General features: G+C 63.0%; 22 protein-coding genes. 8 read left to right on the top strand and 14 right to left on the bottom strand.

Translation table 11 applies throughout. From position 1 onward, the window contains the following. The first annotated feature begins 191 nt into the window (after nucleotides 1–191). On the top strand, nucleotides 192–851 hold the full coding sequence (locus NCR35_RS17510) for a 4'-phosphopantetheinyl transferase family protein (RefSeq protein ID WP_250535353.1): 660 nt from the start codon (nucleotides 192–194) through the stop codon (nucleotides 849–851). Nucleotides 852–854: 3 nt separating this feature from the next. Here the strand turns inward: NCR35_RS17510 and NCR35_RS17505 are convergent, their stop codons facing one another. Beyond that, complete coding sequence (locus NCR35_RS17505) at nucleotides 855–1,361, bottom strand: M48 metallopeptidase family protein (RefSeq protein WP_244849998.1); 507 nt, start codon at nucleotides 1,359–1,361, stop codon at nucleotides 855–857. A 229-nt stretch (nucleotides 1,362–1,590) separates the two neighbouring features. On the opposite strand from NCR35_RS17505, the gene NCR35_RS17500 reads away from it, so the two are divergent. Beyond that, nucleotides 1,591–2,097: a metal-dependent hydrolase gene (locus NCR35_RS17500; protein WP_250535352.1), complete on the top strand. Its 507-nt coding sequence runs from the start codon at nucleotides 1,591–1,593 to the stop codon at nucleotides 2,095–2,097. Nucleotides 2,098–2,145: 48 nt separating this feature from the next. Beyond that, nucleotides 2,146–2,640, top strand: a complete 495-nt coding sequence (locus tag NCR35_RS17495) for an LEA/WHy family protein (protein WP_502801690.1) — start codon at nucleotides 2,146–2,148, stop codon at nucleotides 2,638–2,640. A gap of 69 nt (nucleotides 2,641–2,709) precedes the next feature. Here the strand turns inward: NCR35_RS17495 and NCR35_RS17490 are convergent, their stop codons facing one another. Next, nucleotides 2,710–3,096, bottom strand: coding sequence for a hypothetical protein (locus tag NCR35_RS17490; RefSeq protein WP_250535350.1), 387 nt, complete (start codon nucleotides 3,094–3,096; stop codon nucleotides 2,710–2,712). Between the two features lie 356 nt (nucleotides 3,097–3,452). Here NCR35_RS17490 and NCR35_RS17485 point away from each other — a divergent pair, with 356 nt between their 5' ends. Then, entirely contained in the window at nucleotides 3,453–4,838 is a 1,386-nt protein-coding gene (locus NCR35_RS17485; RefSeq protein ID WP_250535349.1) for an FAD-binding oxidoreductase, read from the top strand. Between the two features lie 59 nt (nucleotides 4,839–4,897). Here NCR35_RS17485 and NCR35_RS17480 read toward each other — a convergent pair whose 3' ends face one another. The 3 genes from NCR35_RS17480 to NCR35_RS17470 form a co-directional block, all read right to left on the bottom strand. Next, nucleotides 4,898–5,239 carry a host attachment protein gene (locus NCR35_RS17480; RefSeq protein WP_250535348.1) on the bottom strand — a complete coding sequence of 114 codons (342 nt, stop codon included), beginning with the start codon at nucleotides 5,237–5,239 and terminating at the stop codon, nucleotides 4,898–4,900. Between the two features lie 395 nt (nucleotides 5,240–5,634). Continuing rightward, on the bottom strand, nucleotides 5,635–6,321 hold the full coding sequence (locus NCR35_RS17475; RefSeq protein ID WP_250535347.1) for a Fe2+-dependent dioxygenase: 687 nt from the start codon (nucleotides 6,319–6,321) through the stop codon (nucleotides 5,635–5,637). 77 nt (nucleotides 6,322–6,398) lie between these two features. Further along, on the bottom strand, nucleotides 6,399–8,663 hold the full coding sequence (locus tag NCR35_RS17470; RefSeq protein ID WP_250535346.1) for a TonB-dependent receptor: 2,265 nt from the start codon (nucleotides 8,661–8,663) through the stop codon (nucleotides 6,399–6,401). Between the two features lie 398 nt (nucleotides 8,664–9,061). Between NCR35_RS17470 and NCR35_RS17465 the strand changes: the two genes are divergently transcribed. Both NCR35_RS17465 and NCR35_RS17460 read left to right on the top strand, forming a co-directional pair. Continuing rightward, nucleotides 9,062–10,264, top strand: a complete 1,203-nt coding sequence (locus tag NCR35_RS17465) for an ammonium transporter (protein ID WP_250535345.1) — start codon at nucleotides 9,062–9,064, stop codon at nucleotides 10,262–10,264. Nucleotides 10,265–10,577: 313 nt separating this feature from the next. Further along, nucleotides 10,578–12,770, top strand: a complete 2,193-nt coding sequence (locus tag NCR35_RS17460; RefSeq protein WP_250535344.1) for a hybrid sensor histidine kinase/response regulator family protein — start codon at nucleotides 10,578–10,580, stop codon at nucleotides 12,768–12,770. 7 nt (nucleotides 12,771–12,777) lie between these two features. On the opposite strand, the gene NCR35_RS17455 is transcribed toward NCR35_RS17460, so the two are convergent. The 5 genes from NCR35_RS17455 to NCR35_RS17435 all read right to left on the bottom strand — a co-directional run bounded on the left by NCR35_RS17455 (nucleotide 12,778) and on the right by NCR35_RS17435 (nucleotide 15,914). Beyond that, nucleotides 12,778–13,290, bottom strand: a complete 513-nt coding sequence (locus NCR35_RS17455; RefSeq protein WP_250535343.1) for a hypothetical protein — start codon at nucleotides 13,288–13,290, stop codon at nucleotides 12,778–12,780. Nucleotide 13,291: 1 nt separating this feature from the next. Beyond that, the gene (locus NCR35_RS17450) at nucleotides 13,292–14,569 is read right to left on the bottom strand and encodes a PQQ-dependent sugar dehydrogenase (RefSeq protein WP_250535470.1); all 1,278 of its coding nucleotides are present in this window, start codon (nucleotides 14,567–14,569) and stop codon (nucleotides 13,292–13,294) included. 51 nt (nucleotides 14,570–14,620) lie between these two features. Next, nucleotides 14,621–14,788, bottom strand: a complete 168-nt coding sequence (locus NCR35_RS17445; RefSeq protein WP_244850008.1) for a hypothetical protein — start codon at nucleotides 14,786–14,788, stop codon at nucleotides 14,621–14,623. Between the two features lie 78 nt (nucleotides 14,789–14,866). Beyond that, complete coding sequence (locus NCR35_RS17440; protein ID WP_250535342.1) at nucleotides 14,867–15,283, bottom strand: DUF3175 domain-containing protein; 417 nt, start codon at nucleotides 15,281–15,283, stop codon at nucleotides 14,867–14,869. A gap of 13 nt (nucleotides 15,284–15,296) precedes the next feature. Continuing rightward, on the bottom strand, nucleotides 15,297–15,914 hold the full coding sequence (locus NCR35_RS17435; protein ID WP_250535341.1) for a UdgX family uracil-DNA binding protein: 618 nt from the start codon (nucleotides 15,912–15,914) through the stop codon (nucleotides 15,297–15,299). Between the two features lie 188 nt (nucleotides 15,915–16,102). On the opposite strand from NCR35_RS17435, the gene NCR35_RS17430 reads away from it, so the two are divergent. After that, the gene (locus NCR35_RS17430) at nucleotides 16,103–16,423 is read left to right on the top strand and encodes a hypothetical protein (RefSeq protein ID WP_175941294.1); all 321 of its coding nucleotides are present in this window, start codon (nucleotides 16,103–16,105) and stop codon (nucleotides 16,421–16,423) included. Between the two features lie 71 nt (nucleotides 16,424–16,494). Here the strand turns inward: NCR35_RS17430 and pqqA are convergent, their stop codons facing one another. The 3 genes from pqqA to NCR35_RS17415 form a co-directional block, all read right to left on the bottom strand. Continuing rightward, nucleotides 16,495–16,569 (bottom strand): pyrroloquinoline quinone precursor peptide PqqA, encoded by a 75-nt coding sequence (pqqA, locus tag NCR35_RS17425; protein ID WP_008353049.1) that lies wholly within the window; start codon nucleotides 16,567–16,569, stop codon nucleotides 16,495–16,497. Between the two features lie 167 nt (nucleotides 16,570–16,736). Then, on the bottom strand, nucleotides 16,737–16,937 hold the full coding sequence (locus NCR35_RS17420) for a hypothetical protein (RefSeq protein ID WP_250535340.1): 201 nt from the start codon (nucleotides 16,935–16,937) through the stop codon (nucleotides 16,737–16,739). A 21-nt stretch (nucleotides 16,938–16,958) separates the two neighbouring features. Beyond that, nucleotides 16,959–17,192: a DUF2795 domain-containing protein gene (locus NCR35_RS17415; RefSeq protein WP_250535339.1), complete on the bottom strand. Its 234-nt coding sequence runs from the start codon at nucleotides 17,190–17,192 to the stop codon at nucleotides 16,959–16,961. Between the two features lie 124 nt (nucleotides 17,193–17,316). On the opposite strand from NCR35_RS17415, the gene NCR35_RS17410 reads away from it, so the two are divergent. Further along, nucleotides 17,317–17,553: a hypothetical protein gene (locus tag NCR35_RS17410; RefSeq protein WP_250535338.1), complete on the top strand. Its 237-nt coding sequence runs from the start codon at nucleotides 17,317–17,319 to the stop codon at nucleotides 17,551–17,553. A 13-nt stretch (nucleotides 17,554–17,566) separates the two neighbouring features. Here the strand turns inward: NCR35_RS17410 and NCR35_RS17405 are convergent, their stop codons facing one another. Further along, nucleotides 17,567–20,443, bottom strand: coding sequence for a bifunctional diguanylate cyclase/phosphodiesterase (locus tag NCR35_RS17405; RefSeq protein WP_250535337.1), 2,877 nt, complete (start codon nucleotides 20,441–20,443; stop codon nucleotides 17,567–17,569). Between the last annotated feature and the right edge of the window lie 102 nt (nucleotides 20,444–20,545).

Genomic DNA, 20,545 nt, shown 5'->3' with positions numbered 1-20,545 from the left:
CGAGCGCTTGATAGCATTCACGGGAGCTGTTTTTCAAGGAGGTATTCGGTATGAAGAATACCGCTCTCGCATTGACCGACAGAAAGCAGAGCGGCAACCCAACTGAGGTCGACCTTCGCTATCACCTCCGCGACACCGCCCGCTGCGTGTTTAGATACCCGTTAAGGCAAATGACAACACCATGCACAGCTTTGCCGACCGAAGCCCCCGCCGACGTCCGCGTGTGGCTCGTCGACATCGATCTCAGCGTGCCGTTGCCGGAAGCCGCCGAAGGTATATTGCATGCCGACGAGCTGCAACGCGCACGCCGCTTCATGCGACATGAAGATGCCGCCCGCTTCGCCACGATGCGCGCCGCGTTGCGCCGCCTGCTCGCCGTCGAGCTAGGTGGCTCTCCCGCGAAACTTGCGCTTGTGTCGGACGCAAACGGCCGTCCAATGCTCGCCATCCCCGACGCGCCCGATTTCAACGTCGCGCATTCGGGCGCGCATGGATTGATCGCGATGTCATTCGAGCGGCGCGTGGGCGTCGACCTCGAAGAGGCGCGGCATTCGTTCGACTGGCGCGAACTGCAAACGACCGTTTTGCATGCTGCGGACCAGCGCGTCATTGACGCCCTGCCGCAAGCCGATCAGCGCGACGCTTTTCTCGCATGCTGGACCGCAAAAGAGGCGGTGCTGAAGGCGCATGGCGTGGGCATCGGAAGCCAGGCGCTGGCGATGCACGGCTTCTCCGTCCTGCCGCGCGATGGCGCGCGCTATTCGCTGTCCGATGAAGCAGGCGCGTATCGGGCAGCGTCGCTCGCCGCGCCTCGCGGCTATGCAGCCGTGCTGGCGTGGTCGGCGGACTGAACGTCAGACCGTGTGATTCCGCATCAGATCGCGATGCGTGAGATACAGACGCAAATCGAATTCGATCTGATGGTAGCCCGGCTGCATCAACTCGCACAGGCGATAGAACGCCTTGTTGTGGTCGCTCTCCTTCAGATGCGCGAGTTCGTGCACGACGATCATCCGCAAAAATTCGGGCGCCGTGTCCCTGAACAACGACGCGATGCGGATCTCCTTCTTCGCCTTGAGTTTGCCGCCTTGCACGCGCGAGATGGCGGTATGCAGGCCGAGCGCATGGCGCAGGACGTCGAGCTTGCTGTCATAGCACACCTTGTCGATGGCCGGCGCGACACGCAGGAATTCGTTCTTCAGATCGGCGCAGTACTGATACAGCGCGCGGTCCGACTGGATGGCATGCTTCGAAGGATAGCGTGCGTCGAGATACGGCCCGAGTTGCTGTTGGGCGATGAGTCGGCGCACCTTTTCCTGAAGCGTGCTCGGGTAGGCGCTCAGGTATTTCAGGTGTTGCATGACGGCTGACGAGATAGAGGGCCTTGGCGGGATACGTCGACGCGCGCGGGTAGTCGCGCAACGGTGCCATCAATCATTTTAGTCATAGACGCGCGAGCTCGCCGCCGCGGCGCGCCAATGGTGCCCCAGCGCACGCAATTGCGTAAGTTTGTGTATCGCCTCGCACACTGAAGCATGCGCCGTGCGAACATGCGCGCTTTCTTATGCAAGCGGTTCAAGGCAGGTTCACATGGCATCGAGCAAGGCCCATCATGCGACGGGATGGGCAGCGGGCATTATCGCGGCGGCGCTGGTCACGAAGGCGGCAGGCGTCGACTATCTCGCCTGCGCGCTGGCCGTGTTGGGCGGTGTGATCGGGGCGACCGCGCCGGACTGGCTCGAAGTCGCGTGGTGGACCCGCAAGCGCAAGCTGTGGATCACGCATCGCACGCTCACGCATTGGGGCGTGGGCTGGGCCGCGCTTCTGGCGTTGTCATGGCATCTGCTCGGGCAACACCCCGCCGTGCCGTTCGCATTCGGCTTCGCGTGCGGCGGCATCATGCATTTGCTCGCGGACTGGCCGAACCCTCTGGGCGTCCCCTGGATCGGCGGACGCCATTCGTTGAGACTGTGGACGAGCGGGCATTGCGACCTGATCGTCGTGGGCGCTGCGTGGATTGCGGCACTTTATGTCGCCGACGGTGTCTGGTTTCATCATGCGTATGGCCGCATGCTGCTCAACGTGTTGCGCGTCTGATCGCACTAGAATCCTGCCAATTCTCACTACGCTACCGGAACACGACCCATGCATATGAATCAAGCGCGAAACCGCATCTTCCTCGTCCTCTTCGTGTTGGCCACGTTCATGCTCGGCGGATGCGCGGGCTTCATGAACCGCGATGCGTTGCGCGTCAGCGTTGCGGGCATCGAGCCGCTTGAAGGGCAGGGGCTCGAGATGCGCTTCGCCATTAAGCTGCGCGTGCAGAATCCAAACGATGCGCCGATCGACTTCGACGGCGTGGCGCTCGATCTCGATGTGAACGGCCGCGCTTTCGCGAGCGGCGTGAGTCCGCAGCGCGGATCCGTGCCGCGTTTCGGCGAACTGGTGGTGTCCGTGCCGGTGACGGTGTCGGCATGGTCGGTGGCGCGGCAAGCGTTGGGCTTTGCGAGCGGCGACGAGGTGACCAAGGTGTCGTACGTCGCGCGCGGCCGTCTCGCAGGCGGGCCGTTTGGCGGCGCGCGCTTCTCCGACCAGGGCACGATCGACTTCCCGACCGGAAGCGGCGCTTTCGGCTATTGATCTGTCGCTACGCACGAACGAGCGCCCGCAGGCGCTCGTTCCAATCAACGGCTCGTTGATTCACGCGGCTTAGTGCGTGACGTGCAGGCCGTTTGCCTCGCCGTTGTGGAATTCGACGTGCGGGTTGCCCGGCGCTGCGTCGTGACGGGCGATTTCTTCCTGGCGCTTGTGTTCTTCACGCGCCACATGGGCTTCGCGTTCGTTGCGGGCATCGCGCTCGCGTGCCTCATCGACGCGCTCGCGATGCTCCTTGCGCTCGAGTCGCAGATGGCGCTCGGCTTCGTGTGACTTGGCGAATGCACCCGCCGACAGGCAGGCGATGAGAGCAGCAGCAAACAGCTTTTTCATGTCGAACTTCCTTGCTTTGAACATGCAGACCGGATGATCTGCCATGCTCAACCAACGTTTGCGTTCGTCACGCGTTGACGCTTGTTGCTTTGCTGTAAGGACATTCAACAATGTTTCGCAGATCGGCGATAAGTCGATGCGACGTATGTAAGCAACGCATCCTTAAAGCGGCATGAAGTAAGGGATGCGAATCAATGAAAGGAGCGCTGCATATCACACCGCGCGTTTCCGGAAACTTTGGCCGATGCATGCTAGATATCGTGCGCGAAATTGCGGGTCCTCGTCTTTACATTTCGTAATCGCAAGACTTTAATCAACGAGCGGACGAACGCGTCCGTCATCGCAATCCGCTTCCTCTCCGATGCGCGGCGTCGGTGGCGCGCGAAGCGAAATTCTTGCGCTTTCACGTTCCAGATGGCAGGTCGGGCACGTCGCGGCGCGCTTCTCATGCAGCGAGGTCATCCATGATCAACTTCCCGGTCGACGCAATCGATACGCTCAAGTCCGCCGTGCGCGGCAAGGTCATTTCGCCCACCGACTCCGACTACGACGAAGCACGGAAGGTATGGAACGCTACGATCGACAGGCGCCCGGCGCTCATCGTGCGTTGCGCAGGAACGGCCGACGTGCTCGCGGCGCTCGGTTTCGCGCGCGAACACGGCGCGCTGCTTTCGATTCGCGGCGGCGCGCACAATATCGCGGGCAGCGCCGTGAGCGACGATGCACTCATGATCGACCTGTCCGCGATGAAGTCGGTGCGTATCGATCCGCAAGCGAAACGCGCCTATGTCGAGCCGGGCGCGCTGCTTTCCGACTTCGATCACGAAGCACAGGCCTTCGGTCTCGCGACGCCGCTCGGCATCAACTCGACGACGGGTGTGGCGGGCCTCACGCTAGGCGGCGGCTTCGGATGGATCAGCCGCAAATATGGCGTGACGGTGGACAATCTCGTCGCCGCTGACATCGTGACGGCAGACGGCAAGTGGCGCCGCGTCAGCGCTGAATCCGAGCCGGATCTTTTTTGGGCGCTGCGCGGCGGCGGAGGCAATTTCGGCATCGTGACGATGTTCGAATTTCGCCTGCACGAAGTCGGGCCGCAGGTCTATGGCGGGCTTGTCGTTTATCCGCTCGAACAGGCGGATCAGGTCTTGCCGAAGTATCGCGCGTTCATCGCCGATGCGCCCGACGACCTGACGGTATGGGCGGTCATGCGCTTGGCGCCGCCACTACCGTTCCTGCCGGCCGACGTGCACGGCAAGCCGGTCATTGCGCTCGCGTGCTGCTATATCGGTGATGTCGGGCGCGGTCCCGAGGCGTTGCAGGCCGTGCGTGAATTCGGCACGCCGTATGGCGAGCACCTCGGACCGATGCCTTTTACCGCATGGCAGAAGGCGTTCGATCCGTTGCTGACACCCGGCGCGCGCAATTATTGGAAGTCTCATAACTTCGCCGCGCTGAACGACGAGACGTTGCGCATTCTCTCGGATGCCGTGAAGGCGTTGCCATCGCCGCATTGCGAGATCTTTATCGGTGCGATGGCCGGTCAGACGAACCGCGTTCCCGCGAATGCGACCGCTTACGCGAATCGCGATTCGGTGTTCACCATCAACATACACGGTCGCTGGACCGAAGCGGCGGACGACGACACCTGCACGCAATGGGCGCGCGACATGTTCGCCGCGCTGACGCCGCATGCGCTGGGGAGCGTCTACGTGAACTTCCTGACGGGCGACGAGGGTGATCGCGTGAAAGCGGCCTATGGACCGAACTACGAGCGGCTCGCAGAAGTGAAGCGCCGCTACGATCCGGAGAACGTGTTCCGCAGCAATCAGAACATCCAGCCTGCATAACGATTCTCGCGCGCCGTGCGAGGGAGCGGCGCGCGTCGCTCATCGACGTTCATCGACGCTCATCGACGTTCCACGTAGCGCTGCGCGCTCGGGGCGCCGTTGGCGCTGTCGTCATAAACCAGCATGCGTGTTTCGCTGCTCAAGCACGCTTGCAATATGCCGAGGAATCTTGCGTCCACGGCAAGACGCAATCGATTGAAGCGATGCTGCTGCCTGGCCTGTTCGAGGAAAGTCGCAATGGCTCGAGCGAATGTCTCGCGGTCTTTTTCGCTTGCCCCGCTTCGCGTGGGAGCGGCATTCCTGATGTCCTCCACTTGCTGAAGATCGACCCTGAGTCCGCGCGTTTCGAAGATGCGGGCGCGATGTTCGTCGGCGGCAAGAACCCACGTGATGGCGGTCATGATGCTTCCTCCTGTTCGCCCGGCTTCGAGCGACGCTCGCGCCATTGTGCGCCGATTTGCGGCGCTCAACAGCCCGGCGTGCTGTCGCGTTGCAGCATGGAAGCGGTCTTTACGAAGCGTTCATGCAAGGGGAGCGCCCGATGCGGACAATGCGGCGCGTGTCCACTGCGCGTTGCTGCGCCGCGGTATCGGTCGCGCGAGAAATTGCGATACAGCGGACGCGCGCACCTGTCGATGATCGTCGGCCACGTTGATGGGGCCATCGGCACGATGCTTGACCGATGCTTCGAAACGCGACACGCGCAATCCCGAAAGCACGGTATCGGCAATGGTGCGGATACCCACCTGAAAGGGAGATAACGCATTTGGCACATCACACCGCTGCCCTCACGTTCTCACGTTTCGCTCCACATGCGCAGCAGGTTGTGATAGCAGCCGACGAGCGAGCGCTTCGCGGCTTCGTCGCCGTTCGTCGCATTGAGACGCTGTATCGAGTTGTCGAGATCGAAAAGCAGCGCGCGTTGCGCATCGTCGCGTACGAGGCTCTGCGCCCAGAAGAAGCTCGATACGCGCGCGCCGCGCGTGACAGGACGCACCTGATGCAGGCTCGTTGCCGGATACACGATGGCGTGACCCGCGGGCAGCTTCACTTCCTGCACGCCGTACGTGTCCTCGATAACGAGTTCCCCGCCGTCGTAGTCTTCAGGGCGCGAAAGGAAGAGCGTGACCGATACATCCGTGCGCACGCGGGCTCCATGGCCCGGCACGATGCGAATGGCGCCATCGACGTGACTGCCGAAATGCATGCCGCCTTCATAGCGATTGAAAAGCGGCGGATACACGCGGTTCGGCAGCACCGCGCTGATAAAAAGCGGATGACGTTCGAGCGCCCCGACGATCACATCGCCCATTTCGCGGGCAATGGCGGAGCCTTCGGCAATCTGTTGGTTCCGCTTGACGGGCGCACCTTGATAACCCGCGGTGGCGCGGCCGTCGACCCATGAGTCAGTGTCGGCTTCGAGGCGCGAGCGCATGGCGGCGGCGTCTTCGGCGCTCAGGACGCCGGGTATCGAAAGAATCATGGCATGGGCTCGATGATGTCGCTGCGCGCGCCGGGCTCAAACGGCGCGCGCTTCAGATGCTTCAGATCAGAGGTGCATCAGCGGAAGCGGTAGTTCAACGTCGCGAGGAACGTGCGGCCAAGGCCCGGCACCGCGCGTCCGCCGTCGGACGGGATAAGGGCATCGTAGTACTTCTTGTCGGTCAGGTTCACCACGTTGAGCTGAATATCGTAGCGTTTCTGATGATACGCGGCCATTGCATCCCATCGCGTATAGCCGCCGACCTGCACGAGGTTGTTGTTGGCCGCATAGCGCGACGACACATACGATGGACCGCCGCCGAATTCCCAGTTCGGCGTGACGTTATACGTGGACCAGAGCGTCAGCATGTGATGCGGCGTATTGGCGAGCGTGTTGCCGGTCGTGCCGTCGAGCGCCTTCTGCACGGTGCCGTCCATGTAGGTATAGCCGCCGAACACCTGCCACTTGTTCGTGAGGTGGCCGGCAAGACCGAGCTGATAGCCGCGCACGCGCACATCGCCATCGAGCGTGTATTCGCCGGTGGAGACCTGCGTGCGCGCGTTGGTTTTCTCGATGTTGAAGAGCGACTGCGTCACCGAAAGCCCGCCGTTCAACAGGTCCCACTTCGAGCCGATCTCGTACGAGCGGTTCTTCTCGGGCGGCGTGTTCTGCTGATTGTTGGTGAGCGTAAGCGCCTCTAGCGACGGATTGAACGACGTGCCATACGACACGTAATACGACTGCCATTCGCTCGGCTGCCACACGACGCCGGTGCGCACGCTCGTGAAATAGTTCGTCTGCGTGGCATAACGCGGAGCGTTGATCGAGTTATGAATCGATGCTTCATAGCGGTCCCAGCGCACCCCACCGATCCACTTCCAATGCTCGCCGAACGAGATGGTGTCGTTGAGATAGAGCCCGATGCCGTTCGCGCTGGATTCTGCGAGATTGGTAGCGACCTCGCGATAATTCGACGGACGCGTCGTATAGGTCGGATTGACGAGCGGCACGATGGCAAGCGTATTGGACGGCAGGCCGGGCGTAGTCGCGGTGAAGCTCTGGTTGCTATAAGTCTCGTGGCTCAGATCGACGCCGACGAGCATGTCGTGCTTGAGGAAGCCCGTCGAAAACTTGCCTTCGAAATCGGTCGTGTTGTAGACCGAGTGGTCGTTGATGTTGCGATCCTTGCCTTGCAGCCGCACGTAGAGCGACGAGAGCGGCAGCGTCGTGTAGTTTCCGTTCGTCAGTGCAGGGGATGTGCCGAGCGGTCCAGTCAGCACGGCGGCTGCGTTCGTCGCGCGCGCTTCGGTGCTGTAGTGACTGAATTGCGTCTGATTGCGCAGCGTGAAGACATCGTTGAAGCGATGCTCCACGCGCGCGTTGAGCGTTTGCACGTCCTGAATGGTGCGGTCGTCGGTGAAGCCATAGAAGGTCTTCGTATCGACCGGCGCCGGATGCCCGTTCAACGGCGGAATGCCGTAGTCGGGCTGATCGCGGTTGTGCTGAATGAGGGCGGATAGCGTCACCTGCGTCGGCGTGCCGATGCCGAACTTCACTTCCGGCGCGACGCCATAGTCCTTGCTCTTCATCTGATCGCGGGTCGAGCCCAGGTCCTGACCGAACGCGTTGATGCGAAACGCGGAAGTCTCGGTCATCGGCTGATTGATGTCGACGGTCGTGCGGTAGCGGTCGTGCGTGCCCGCTTGCACGGATACATCGGCGCGCGGCTTCAACTCCGGCTGCTTGCTGACCTGATTGATGACGCCGCCTGTCGAGCCACGCCCGAAGTACAGCGACGACGGCCCGTACAGCACATCGATCGATTCGAGGTTGAACGTATCGCGATAGTACTGGCCGCGGTCGCGAAAGCCGTCGAGATAAATATCGGTGCGCGCGGTAAAGCCGCGCAGATTGATGTTGTTGCCGATCTGGCCGCCTTCGGCTGCGCCGAGCGTAACGCCCGGCACGTTGCGCAGCGCATCGGAGAACGAGCTCACCGCCTGCGATTGCAGAACCGCTTTCGGCACGACGACGACTGCTTGCGGAATGTCGCGCAAGGCGGTGGGCACTTTCGCACCGACGCTCGATACTTCGGGCTGGAAGTCGCGCGACGTGTCGCTTTGTCCCGTCACCTTGACTGCGGGCAGGGCGGCGGTTTCCGGCGCGGCCGCAGCGGCATCTGCGTTCACGCTTGCGGCGCCGTTGGCCGTGTCTGCCGAGCCGCTCTGAACGGAGGAGGCGGCTGGTGTGTTGTCTGCTGCCGTTTGCGCGTAGAGCGGCGTGGCCATCGGCACGGTTGCCACAGTGACCAAAGCCGCGGCGAGCGGCGTTTTCCTCAGCATATCGTTCCCCGATATTTTGTTAGTAAGTTCGGATCGACGATGGACGTCTGTCCGTTCGGCATACGTCATCTGCATCCGACGCCGGCGCGCGGTGCTAAATGAGAATCAGTATCATTACATAAAATGACAAGGGTTTGTAAGTACCCGTTGCTATTTCCGAGGCGTTGGCGTCGGGGCGGCTTTTGCATACTGGATGCACCATTCAATGCACAAAATGCACTTGCAGAGAGCATTACGGCGCAATTAGCACCAACGTGGGTCCGGCTGATCTACGCGAGATTGAATCAGCTGCACTGTCTGCAGGCGGCTGCACAGCTTTCGCGCAGAGAGTGCACAGACAACGCGCGGTTGGCCCGGATATTGCACATGTCGCCGCTTTTTTCGAGACGTCAGTCGACATGCAGGCACTTCAATCCGGTACCGACACCCTGTTCCTATTGCTGGGCGCCGCCATGGTGCTTGCCATGCACGCGGGTTTCGCGTTTCTCGAATTGGGAACGGTCAGGCGCGAGAATCAGGTGAACGCGCTGGTCAAGATCCTCGTGGACTTCGCGGTATCCACCCTCGCGTACTTCTTCATCGGCTACAACATTGCATACGGCGTGCAGTTCATGCATGGAGCCGACGTCCTCGCGCAGCACAACGGCTACGCGCTCGTGCGCTTCTTTTTCCTCTTGACGTTCGCGGCAGCCGTGCCGGCGATCGTGTCGGGAGGCATCGCCGAGCGTTCGAAGTTCAATCCGCAGCTCTTCGCGACCTGCGTGATCGTCGGGTTCATTTATCCGCTGCTCGAAGGAATCGCTTGGAACGAACGGTTCGGCGTCCAGGCGTGGCTCACGCACGCATTCGGTGCGCCGTTTCACGACTTCGCGGGTTCGGTCGTCGTGCACGCGTTCGGCGGATGGGTCGCGTTGCCGGCGGTGTTGCTGCTCGGGCCGCGCCACGGCCGTTATCACAAGGACGGACGCATCGCCGCGCATCCGCCGTCGAGCATTCCCTTCCTCGCGCTCGGTGCGTGGGTGCTCGCGGTCGGCTGGTTCGGTTTCAATGTGATGAGCGCGCAGACGGTCGACAAGATCAGCGGTCTGGTTGCGGTGAATTCGCTCATGGCGATGGTCGGCGGCACGCTCGCCGCGTGGGTCGCGGGTCGCAACGATCCGGGCTTTGCCTACAACGGACCGCTCGCCGGACTGGTAGCGGTCTGCGCGGGGTCCGACGTGATGCATCCGCTCGGCGCGTTGATTGTCGCGGCTGTAGCGGGCGTCCTGTTCGTGCAGATGTTCACGTGTGTGCAGAACCGCTGGCGGATCGACGACGTGCTCGGCGTCTGGCCGCTGCATGGCCTCTGCGGAGCGTGGGGCGGCATCGCGGCAGGCGTGTTCGGGCAGAAGACGTTGGGCGGGATCGGCGGCGTGTCGATGTGGTCGCAATGCATCGGCACCATCGGCGCGGTCTTGCTCGCGCTCGCGGGCGGCGCTGCCGTCTACGGCGTCATCAAGATGACGGTGGGCCTGCGCCTCGACCGCGAGGACGAGTTCAACGGCGCGGATCTGGCGATCCATCGCATCTCGTCGACGCCGGATCGCGAAATGGCCGGTTGAACTGGCACTTCGCCCTCCGGCCTTTAGCGCCGGATTGCATGCAAGATGCACCCCACTGGCATTTTGCATGCCGCCGCCGGGTGATTTGGCGACTGTCGCGAGCCGGCGTCGCCGTAAAAGCCCGGGCATGCGCTTCGCTGAAAGCGACCGCTCCGACCCGACCGGCGCGCAACCGGCAAGCGACGCGTCTTTGCCTGATTGACGCAGAACCCTTCGATTGACGAGAATCGCGGCCCGGTCACGGTCGGCTTGCTATGCCGATGCGTGCTCGCCGGTTACGATATACCGGCCGATCCTCAACAAGGCCGAGAGTTTGAATCCTACAGAGACCGGGTCCTTCGATTTACCGCTTCCGTCGCGCAACTTCGCGTTGACGCGACGCGTGCTGTTGCTCGTCCTGGCCGCATCCGTCGCCGTTCCGCTCGCGTGTCTCGGCATTTACGGCTATTACGACTATCAGCGGCGCATCGCCGAGGCCGGAGACTTGACCGAGCGGCTCGCACGCGTGGCGAACGAACACGCGCTCAAAGTGCTCGACCTGAATCAGCAACTGGAGACGCGCGTCGTCGACATGCTGGGCGACAGCGGCGACGCGGACGTCAAAATGCGCGAAGAAGCCTTGCATCGCGCGCTCGACGACATGAGCGGCACGCTTGCACAGGTTGCAGCGATTTCAGTCTTCGGCGCAAACGGCGCGCTGCTTGCCAATAGCCGCTACTACCCCGCGCCGGAAGTGTCCATTGCCGAGCGCGACGACTTCCTTTCAGCGCGCGCCTTCGCGCCCGTCACCTATTTCTCGCTGCCGTTGCGCGGCAAGGTGGCGCGCTCGGACGTCTTCACGACGACCATGGGGCGCATTAGCCATAACGGGCAGTTTCTCGGCGTCGTGTCGATTGCGTTGAAGCGCGACTACTTCGTCGACTTCTATCGCGAGATCGCGGCGGGCGATGCAGCGCTCGTGATCGGTCTATATCGGCGCGATGGCGGCATTCTCGTGCGCTATCCGCCGAGTCCCGCCTCGTCGCAAGCCGCGAACAACACGCCGTTCACCGACGCGTTCCGCAACAACGAACTGTTCGGACGCGTGCGCATGACATCGACCATCGATCAGGTCGAGCGCGTGCTTGCCTACCGGCGCGTCAGCGATTTTCCGCTCTATGTCGCGACCGGTTATGCGACGTCGGTCGTGCGGGCGCGCTGGCGCGAGAACTTCGCGCTCGTGGCAGCGATAGCGGCGCTGCCATGCATGGCCGTATGGCTTCTCATCGCCTTCTCGATCCGCCGGCTCGATGCGGAACGCGCCGCGTGGGAACGCTGGCAGGCGGAAGTCGCGACGAGGCTGTCCGTCGAAGCATCGACCCGGCACTTGCGGCGCATGGGCGCGCTCGGCAATCTCGTTGCGAACGTCGCGCATGACTTCAATAATCTGCTGATGGTCGTGTCGGCGAACATGGCTCTTGCACGGCGCAAGCATTTCAACGATGTCGAAAGCGAAGTGCTCGCGGTGGAACGCGCGACGGCCGGCGCGGAGTCGCTTGCGCGGCGGCTGATGAGCGTCGCGCGCAAGCATCCGCTGAAGCAGGAAGTGATCGACCCCGCCGCGTGGATCAGAAGCATGCTCGAAATCGCGAAGCGCGCGGTGCATCCGTCGGTCTCGTTGACGGTCGAGTTCTCAGCGGACGTATGGCCCATCATGGCCGATGCAGTCGAGCTCGAACTGGCGCTCGTCAACATCGTCGCGAACGCGAGCGAGGCGATGCCGCATGGCGGGCGCGTCGTCATCCGCTGTCAGAACGCGCGCCTGCGTGGCGCGGAAACGGATCTGCCCGATGGCGAATACGTGCTCATTTCCGTGACGGACAACGGCGAGGGCATGAGCGAAGCCGTGCTGCGCCGCGCGTTCGAACCGCTCTTCACGACCAAGGTACGCGGCGCGGGCACGGGGCTCGGCCTCTCGCAAGTGCTGGCCGCCTGCGAACAGGCGGGCGGCACCGCGCGCATCACGAGCGTGCCGGGCGCGGGCACCACCGTGCGCCTCTATCTGCCGCGGTATCACGGGCCGGTAGCGGCGCCTGCCGCTGCGCCCGTCGAGACGGAGAAGCCACCCGCCAAACCGTCGCCAGTCGCGGACGACGACCACCCGTTCAAGGGCATGTCGGTGCTGCTCGTCGAAGACAACACCGACGTCGCGGCGGGCGTGATGGCCGTGCTCGAAGTCTTCGGCTGCACCGTGCATCACGAGGAAAGCGCGGATGCGGCGTTCGCGCTCATGGGCGAGGGCTACAGCTTCGATCTCGTGCTGTCCGACGTGCAGATGCCCGGCAAGATGAACGGCATCGACCTCGCGGAGCAGATCGTGAAGCGGCTGCCTTCGCAAAAGCTCGTGCTGATGACGGGCTATGCGGACGAGATCGAACGCGCGAAGCATCTCGGCGTGCCGATCCTCGCGAAGCCGTTCGACATGGACGACTTGCGCGACCTGATCACGGACGGCGTGCCGCACTGAGCGGAGGTTACTTATGCTTCGGCATGGGGCGTGCGCCGACGAGAGGATTGAACGACCGGCGCTTTTCTGTCGGCGCTTCGTCGTCGGCCGCGGGCTTCGCGCCGCGCGCATTCGTGCGCTTGCCGCCGAGTTGATCGAGCAGGTCTTCGTCGTCGGTGGCTTCTTCGTCTGCTTCCGCGTCGTCTTGCGAGTCGTCTTGCGCGGGCGCGGCGATCGCTTGCCCGGCGCCTGCGAGATGCTCCATGACCGAGACGAAGTCCTTCTGCGCGGACTTGAGCGCGCGACCCGGCATCATGATGAGCACAACCGCTTCTTGCACAGTGCGATCATCGACGGTATGCAGCGTGCCTGCTTCCGTCCAGTCGATGCCGCTGCCGGCATACGCTGCGATCACATGTTGCAGCACCGCAGGCGAGAGCACGCCTGCATCGTATAAACCGACGATCTGCCGTTCGGCAAGCGCGAAGAGACTCGTCTTCGGCGCAGTGCTTGCCTTCGATGCGGGTTTGCGCGCGGCCATGTTATTTCGATGCGGGCGCGAGCCGCCATACCGTATTGCCGACATCGTCGGCGACCAGCAAGCCGCCTGCGTGGTCCACGGCGACGCCGACGGGACGACCAAGCGCATGGCCGTCTGCCGAAAGAAATCCGGTCAGGATATCTTCGGGCGGGCCGGAAGGCTTGCCGTCCTGGAACGGCACGAAGATCACCTTATAGCCGCTTCTCGGCTTGCGATTCCATGACCCGTGCTGACCGATGAACGCGCCGTTCCAGTAATGCTGCGGGAAGGCTTTTGCGTCGTAGAAAGCGAGACCGAGCGAGGCCGTATGCGCGCCGAGCGCGTAGTCGGGCACGGTAGCCGACTCGACTAGATCCGCGCGTTGCGGCTTGACCCGATCATCGACATGCTGGCCGTAATAGCTATAAGGCCAGCCATAGAAGGCACCGTCCTTCACTGCCGTCATGTAGTCGGGGACGAGCTCGTTGCCGAGTTCGTCGCGCTCATTCACGGCCGCCCATAACGCGCCGGTTTGCGGCTGCCACGACATTCCGTTCGGATTGCGAAGCCCGGTTGCATAGAGACGGGTCTGTCTACTTGCGATATCCACTTCCATGATGGCCGCGCGCCCGTTTTCCGCCTCGATGCCGTTCTCCGCGGCATTGCTGTTCGAGCCGACCGTCACGTATAGCCGCTTGCCATCCGGACTCGCGATGATGTTCTTGGTCCAGTGATGGTTGATCGACCCTGCCGGCAGATCGATGAATTTCTCGCCCGTCGATTCGATGGCCGTTTCGCCGGTCCGATACTTGAAGCGCAGCACGGCATCGGTATCGGCAACATAAAGATCATTTCCGACCAGCGCCATGCCGAAGGGCGAATGCAAATGATCGATGAATACGGTCCGCGTTTCCGCGACGCCGTCGCCGTCGGCATCGCGCAACAGCACGATGCGATCGGGACTCGGCATGCCTGCGCCTGCGCGCTTCATCACCTTCTTCATGACGACGCCCTTGATGCCCGAGTTCTCGTCGTGCTGGGCGGGGGCGTTGCTCTCTGCAACGAGCACGTCGCCGTTGGGCAGCGTGATGATCCAGCGCGGATGATCGAGCCCGGACGCGAAAGCGGTTACATCGAAGCCCGCAGGCGATACGGGCTTCTGGCCTTGCGCCCACTGCTTCGCGGGCGCGATGTTCACCGTTGGCAACAACGCGCGGCGCGGCGCGGGAAGCGCGGGATCAGGCCCGAAGTCAGTCGGATAGTCATCCGCGAGCGCGATGCTGCACGAGACGGTCAGCATCGCGGCGAGCGCGGCGCAGCGGTACTTGCGCGCGTCAGGAAACGCCATGCATCAGCCTCCGCCGATGCCTTGCACGATCTTTCCGGTGCCGTCGCACGTGGGACAATCCGCGCCGTCCTGCTTGCCTGTGCCGTTGCAGTCGGGACAGATGTCTTCGCCGGTGCCGGGTGCGCCCGGTTCGGCTTCATCGCCTGGACTGAGAGGAGGTTCTTGCGCCATGACTGTCTCCTTGGTTGATGTGCCTTGGCGAGAAGCAAAGACTATTCCGCAGTAACGTGCCAAGCGGTGCGTTCGTGTTCAGGGCTTGCGTCCGAATGCTTCGCGCAAGTGCCTCTTTGCTTGCTCGAGCGTATTGCGCCGCGTCTTCGGCAAGTTGCGTCCCGCGCGATTGATATAGAAATTGAGCATCGACATGGCCGACTGAAACGGCGTGCCCTTGCGCCGCGTGCTTTCGGTCGACGAGCGTTTGAGCGACTGCGCGATCTCTTCGGCGTTGCCGTTCTTGAAGATATCGCGCTGAATATCCATCGCGTCGCTCGTTTCCATCACATGATGCGACCAGCGGTGTGTCGAATTGGCGGACTTCGCTTTCTTGCTTCCGGATTTCTTGTGATCGCTCGCGAGCGTATGGCGCTGCCGCGTGGTGCTGCGCTTGCCTGAACTCGTCTTGCCCGCGCTAGTTCCGGTCTTCTTGGTCTTGCTTGCCGTCGGCATGACGGTTCCTCCATTAACGTTTATGTTTCATCAGCCGATGCGCTTCCCGCAGCGCATCGACGATAGCCTGATAAGCGGCGTGGCGCGTCTCGGGATCAGGCGCGCGCAATACATACGACGGGTGATACGTGGCGACGACCACGCGCCCCTCATGCTCGATGGGATGGCCCATCGACGCTTGCAGTTTGGCCTTCGAATCGCGCATCACCGACTTGAGCGCGGTCGCGCCCAGCGCGACGATCACCTTGGGGTCGATGTCGGCCGTCTCGCGGTCCATCCAGTAGTGGCACGCGTCGATCTCGCGCTGGGCCGGTGTCTTGTGCATGCGGCGCTTGCCGCGCGGTTCCCATTTGAAGTGCTTGACGGCATTCGTCACATAGACTTCCTTGCGCGCGACGCCGGCTTCTTCGAGCGCGCGGTCCAGCATGGCGCCAGCCGGACCGACGAAGGGCTTGCCTTGCAAATCCTCCTGATCGCCCGGTTGTTCGCCGACGATCATCAGCGGCGCGTGGCGCGGACCCGCGCCCGGAACGGCTTGCGTTGCGTCTTTGTAGAGCGCGCAACGATGACAGGCATCGAGCGTGTCCGGTGTCTGATCGGGCTCTACGCCGGGCTGTGGGGTCGTCGCCATGAGAACCTTACGCGAAAGCGCTAGGTGACAACGCCGTGGCGGCGCGCACGCGAGCAGGCTCGAATGGAATCATGGGCATGCGTTCTCCGAGACTTTTCGAAGCTGGTAGCAATTGCCGAACCTTCGTCCGCAATGCTGTGGGAATGCCCGTTGCTGCTCCTCTAGCACCTGAGCAAAGGAGGCCAGAGATGAGCAACAACGATCGTATCGAAGGACCCGGCAGCACCGACAAGCCGCTCGGCGATGCAGGCAGCGGCGCCACCGGCGGCGGTTCGTTCGGCAATCTGCCGGGGCCGGGCGCGGCGACGGGCGGCGATCCGCATCAGGGCGTGCGTCAGCCGAACGCGGGGGAAGTCGAACCGGAAAATCGTCGTCTGGACCAGCAGCCGCATCAGACAGCCGAAGTGCCGCTCGGCTCGGGCAATCGTCCGGAGCCGGCGGGACGAGGCGGACAGGTCAGCGACGTCGCGGCATCGCCGGGACAGGACGTGCCGCCTCGCGGAAATTAACCGCCAAGTAAAAACGCAAAAGCAAAGCGGCCGCTCATTGCGGCCGCTTTGCTTTCATGCGGAATCGCCGATCAACGCGTGGCAATGTACATCGTGATTTCAAAGCCAAAGCGCATATCGGTGAAGCTAGGGGTTTCCCACTTCATAGAGCCTCCTTGTGCATTGAGCGGCCGACGGATGCCGTGCCGTTGCGCGGTTGTTTTCCTGAGCGCGTGCAGCGCGGCGCTCAAATCGACGCTCTTTCATCCTAGCGCGACTTCGCCGCCTGCATCATTGGAAATTGCCTCGGCATTCATTTAATTTATCTATAGCGTCATAGCGGCCGCGGCCGGCTTCCGGAATCGTCAGGGTTCGTACTGATCTTGTCAGGGTCCGTCGCTTCGTCGCGCTCCATCATTTCGCCCGGACGCGGGATAACCCTATCCACATCCTCCGGCCGTATATTGTTCAGCTCGTTGCCGCCGGGCGCGTGCGATTTGTCGTGTGTATCGGGTGCTTTGGGGGTTTCAGCCATTGGATTGCCTCGTACGATGATTCATTCAACGCGTGCCGCTTCGCGCAGCACGGCGGAGTCGCTGTCGAAATTGCGATCGGCCATCTTCCTGAGCACGGCCAGCACTTCACCGTCCGCGCCATTGCTTTTCGCCAGCGCCAGCAGCTTCTCTTTGTGCATTGGATACTCCGCGCCCTTGAGCGCGCGCACGATGGCGTCCGGCCCCGGCTCATCCAGATGCCGCTGATTCTGCGACTGCGCGGGATGTTGTGACATAGCGCCTCCTTTCCAGTTGATCTGCAACGTCGAAATGGCAGCAACACGCATACCCGTGCATGGTTCTGCCGGGCGCGCAAGATGCTATGCAACCCATAACAAACGTCAGAAGGAGGACACGCGCATGACTTTTTCCGCGGAGCGACTCTCCGATACCGAGATCAAGGTCGAAGAGACCATCTACACGTTCGATGGCAAAGACAGGGCAGATGCGTTCCAGCAATGTCTGGGAAGCGACACGCTCGACGCCTGCACTCGCAACCACGCGCCTGTTTCGACGCGCGCCGCGACGACGACGGGCGGCCCGGCAGAAGGCGAGCCGGGCAGCATCATTTCGCCGTCGCTCGGCGGCATGCCCTGATCGCCGTTCGCAATCAGAGCAGCGAGTGCGTCGTCGAGCGGGGCGCGAGCGATTCGCGCGTCAACGCTTCGAGCGGCAATGGCTTGTCGAAGAAATAGCCCTGCGCCTGCGCGGCGCCCATGTCGCGCAGGACCGCGAGGGTCGCCGCATCTTCGACGCCTTCGGCGACGAGCGTCAGGTCGAGTGATTCGGCCATGCGTACGATCGCCCGCACGATAGCGCGGCTGCGCGGGCTGCGCGTCAGTTCGAGGATGAAGGACTTGTCGATCTTCAGGCCGCTGAACTGATACTGGTGCACGTAACTGAGCGACGAAAAGCCCGAGCCGAAGTCGTCGAGCACGACGGACATGCCGTTATCCGCCAGCCGCTGCATGGTGCGCCGCGCGAGATCCGGTTCGGCGACGAGCGCGCCTTCGGTCAGTTCGAGGCACACGCGCGACGGCGACACGCGATAGCGCCGCAATAGCGCGAGCACGTCGTCGGCGAATTCGGGACGCGTCATGCTATAGCTCGAACAATTCACGTGGACCGGCGGCCAGTGCATGAAACGCTCGTTCGAGAGAATGGCCGCCACGCGTTCGAGCATGTAGAGATCGAGTCGGCCGATGAGCCGCAGCCCTTCCACAGCAGGCAGAAATTCGCCCGGCCCCACGATGCGCCCATCCGACTGCCGCCAGCGAATGAGCGCTTCGAGCGCCACGACTTCACCGCTTTTTACATCGACGATCGGCTGGAAGTAGGGCAGCAATTCATCGTCGCGTTTCATTGCATTGCGCAACGCGCCCTCGCGCTCGACCTGATCGGACACTTGCCGGCGCAATTCCTGGTTGAACACGACGAAGCTGTCGCGTCCCGCGTTTTTCACGCGATACATCGCGGTATCGGCGTCGCGCAGCAGATCGGCGGGCTCGGTGTGAAACTGACTGTCCGCGCTGACGATGCCGATACTGCACGATGAAAACACCACGTGCTCTTCGATGTGAAACGGCAGATCGAAGGCCGCGAGAATACGCTTCGCGATGGCGACGGCATCCTGAACGAGCGCGTTCGGCGAAAGAATGGCGAACTCGTCGCCGCCGAGACGCGCGAGCAAATCCGAGGCGCGCACGCAGGCGCCGAGGCGCGCGGCGGCCTGCACGAGCAGCATGTCGCCGAAATGATGACCGAGACTGTCGTTCACCACCTTGAACCGGTCCAGGTCGATGAACATGACCGAGAGGTCATGGCCGCGCGCCCGATAGTCATTCCATGCACCTTGCAGCCGCTGCATCAGATAGCTTCGGTTAGGCAAGCCCGTGAGCGCGTCATGCGAATTCTCGTGAACGAGGCGCGCATTCACTTCGTCGAGTTCGCGCGTGCGCGCCTGCACGCGCGCTTCGAGCTCGAGATTGGCGGCGTGCAACGCTTCCGCATCGCGACGGCGCGAGAGGGCTGTGTCGATATGGCGCGATACGAAGGTCAGCAGTTCCTGATCGCGCAGCGAGTAACGGACGAGCGGCGAATAGCTTTGCACGGCCAGCACGCCGCGCACGTCATCGCCGTCGAAAAGGGGAATGCCGAGCCACGAGCGCAGCCGCACGGAGTCGCTGTCCGCCTCGAACGCGCCGTCGCTGATGAGCCGCACCGCTTCCTGATGATCGATCAGCCGCGGGCGACGCTCGCGGATCACGTATTCCGTCAACCCGCGCCGGCCGCGTCGCGGATCGGGGCGCTCGTGCACGATCTCGTCCACGTAATACGGGAACGACACCTCGTCGGTTTCCTTTTCGTACAGCGCGATATAGAAGTTGCGCGCATAGAGCAGCTCGCCGACGATGCCGTGCAGACTGCGAAAGAACTCCATCGTGTCGCCCGGCCGGCTCGACAGTTCCGCGATCTGATACAGCGCCGCCTGCAGATGCTCGGAGCGCTCGCGCTCCGCAATACCGTGGCGCAGCGCGGCGTTCAGTTGCGATAGCTCGGACGTGCGGCGCGCGACCTTCTCTTCGAGATCCGCGCGATGCAGGATGCGGTCGAGCGCCATCGCGACATGCCGCGCCACCACGAGAAAGAGCGCGCGGTCCTCCGCCGTGTAGATGCGCGACACGTCGTAGACCTGCATCGCGAGCATGCCGAACACTTCGTCGGATGCGTTCTTCAGCGGCGCGCCCATCCAGAACTCGGGGCGGTCGCCCAGGCAGTAGAAGCGGCCCTCGCGCTCGGCCGCCGTGATGTCCGCCGTGGTCACGAAGAGCGGCTTGCCGCTCGTCAGCACGCGGCCTGTCATCGAGAGGTGATCGGGGTCGAGAATATCGAAGTTGTCGGCTTCGACGACGTCCTTGTCGATCACGTCCACGTAATACGGGTACGTGATCTTGCCGGTCTTGCGGTCGTACAGCGCGAGATAGAAATTTTCCGCGTCGATCAGCGTGCCGAGGCGCTCGTGCACGCAGCGCAGAAACCCGGCGCGGTCCGGCACCGAACTCGCCAGATAGGCGATTTCGTACAGCACGCGCTGCGTGAGCTGCGCGCGCGCGAGCGCATCGGACTGCACGCGCTCGCCCAGACGCCGCGCAAGCTCGGCGAGATGCGCGTCGTCGCGTTGCGCGAGCGGCGCGAGCAGCCAGCCGAGCACGCCTTCGCCACGGCCTGTCGGCCAGCGGTGCCAGCCATGCGCGGCGCACAGGCCCTCCAGACGCTCCTCGGGGATGCTGCGCGGCCAGACGAGCGGGGCATCGCCGCGCTGCGCGAGATGCAACTGCTCACCCGCGCGATACCACGCCCACGCCTGCCCGCAGCCCGTCGCGGCGGCGTCGCGCAGCAAGGCCTCGATCGGGTCGGCATCGGACACGTCGGTTCCTGGCGCGCCGGGCGTCGAAACGGGCGCGTTGTACGCGGAAAACACAGTCATCGGCGCTCCAGGCCATTCGGATTTCGTTGACCGCCGAGCCGGCGGTCCGCTCTTTTTCGAGCATTCGCTCTTACCGGGCTAACGGCAGCCAGAATACAGGCT

It is taken from the genome of Caballeronia sp. AZ10_KS36 (assembly GCF_023631105.1).
In the GTDB taxonomy this organism is placed as follows: domain Bacteria; phylum Pseudomonadota; class Gammaproteobacteria; order Burkholderiales; family Burkholderiaceae; genus Caballeronia.
This window is presented reverse-complemented; position numbering and strand designations above follow the sequence as displayed.

What these genes read in the sequence shown, in the direction of transcription:
- NCR35_RS17505 (WP_244849998.1), bottom strand. Translation starts at nt 1,361, where the DNA reads ATGCAACACCTGAAATACCTGAGCGCCTACCCGAGCACGCTTCAGGAA.
- NCR35_RS17500 (WP_250535352.1), top strand. Translation starts at nt 1,591, where the DNA reads ATGGCATCGAGCAAGGCCCATCATGCGACGGGATGGGCAGCGGGCATT.
- NCR35_RS17495 (WP_502801690.1), top strand. Translation starts at nt 2,146, where the DNA reads ATGCATATGAATCAAGCGCGAAACCGCATCTTCCTCGTCCTCTTCGTG.
- NCR35_RS17485 (WP_250535349.1), top strand. Translation starts at nt 3,453, where the DNA reads ATGATCAACTTCCCGGTCGACGCAATCGATACGCTCAAGTCCGCCGTG.
- NCR35_RS17480 (WP_250535348.1), bottom strand. Translation starts at nt 5,239, where the DNA reads ATGACCGCCATCACGTGGGTTCTTGCCGCCGACGAACATCGCGCCCGC.
- NCR35_RS17475 (WP_250535347.1), bottom strand. Translation starts at nt 6,321, where the DNA reads ATGATTCTTTCGATACCCGGCGTCCTGAGCGCCGAAGACGCCGCCGCC.
- NCR35_RS17470 (WP_250535346.1), bottom strand. Translation starts at nt 8,663, where the DNA reads ATGCTGAGGAAAACGCCGCTCGCCGCGGCTTTGGTCACTGTGGCAACC.
- NCR35_RS17465 (WP_250535345.1), top strand. Translation starts at nt 9,062, where the DNA reads ATGCAGGCACTTCAATCCGGTACCGACACCCTGTTCCTATTGCTGGGC.
- NCR35_RS17455 (WP_250535343.1), bottom strand. Translation starts at nt 13,290, where the DNA reads ATGGCCGCGCGCAAACCCGCATCGAAGGCAAGCACTGCGCCGAAGACG.
- NCR35_RS17450 (WP_250535470.1), bottom strand. Translation starts at nt 14,569, where the DNA reads ATGCTGACCGTCTCGTGCAGCATCGCGCTCGCGGATGACTATCCGACT.
- NCR35_RS17445 (WP_244850008.1), bottom strand. Translation starts at nt 14,788, where the DNA reads ATGGCGCAAGAACCTCCTCTCAGTCCAGGCGATGAAGCCGAACCGGGC.
- NCR35_RS17440 (WP_250535342.1), bottom strand. Translation starts at nt 15,283, where the DNA reads ATGCCGACGGCAAGCAAGACCAAGAAGACCGGAACTAGCGCGGGCAAG.
- NCR35_RS17435 (WP_250535341.1), bottom strand. Translation starts at nt 15,914, where the DNA reads ATGGCGACGACCCCACAGCCCGGCGTAGAGCCCGATCAGACACCGGAC.
- NCR35_RS17430 (WP_175941294.1), top strand. Translation starts at nt 16,103, where the DNA reads ATGAGCAACAACGATCGTATCGAAGGACCCGGCAGCACCGACAAGCCG.
- NCR35_RS17420 (WP_250535340.1), bottom strand. Translation starts at nt 16,937, where the DNA reads ATGGCTGAAACCCCCAAAGCACCCGATACACACGACAAATCGCACGCG.
- NCR35_RS17415 (WP_250535339.1), bottom strand. Translation starts at nt 17,192, where the DNA reads ATGTCACAACATCCCGCGCAGTCGCAGAATCAGCGGCATCTGGATGAG.
- NCR35_RS17410 (WP_250535338.1), top strand. Translation starts at nt 17,317, where the DNA reads ATGACTTTTTCCGCGGAGCGACTCTCCGATACCGAGATCAAGGTCGAA.
- NCR35_RS17405 (WP_250535337.1), bottom strand. Translation starts at nt 20,443, where the DNA reads ATGACTGTGTTTTCCGCGTACAACGCGCCCGTTTCGACGCCCGGCGCG.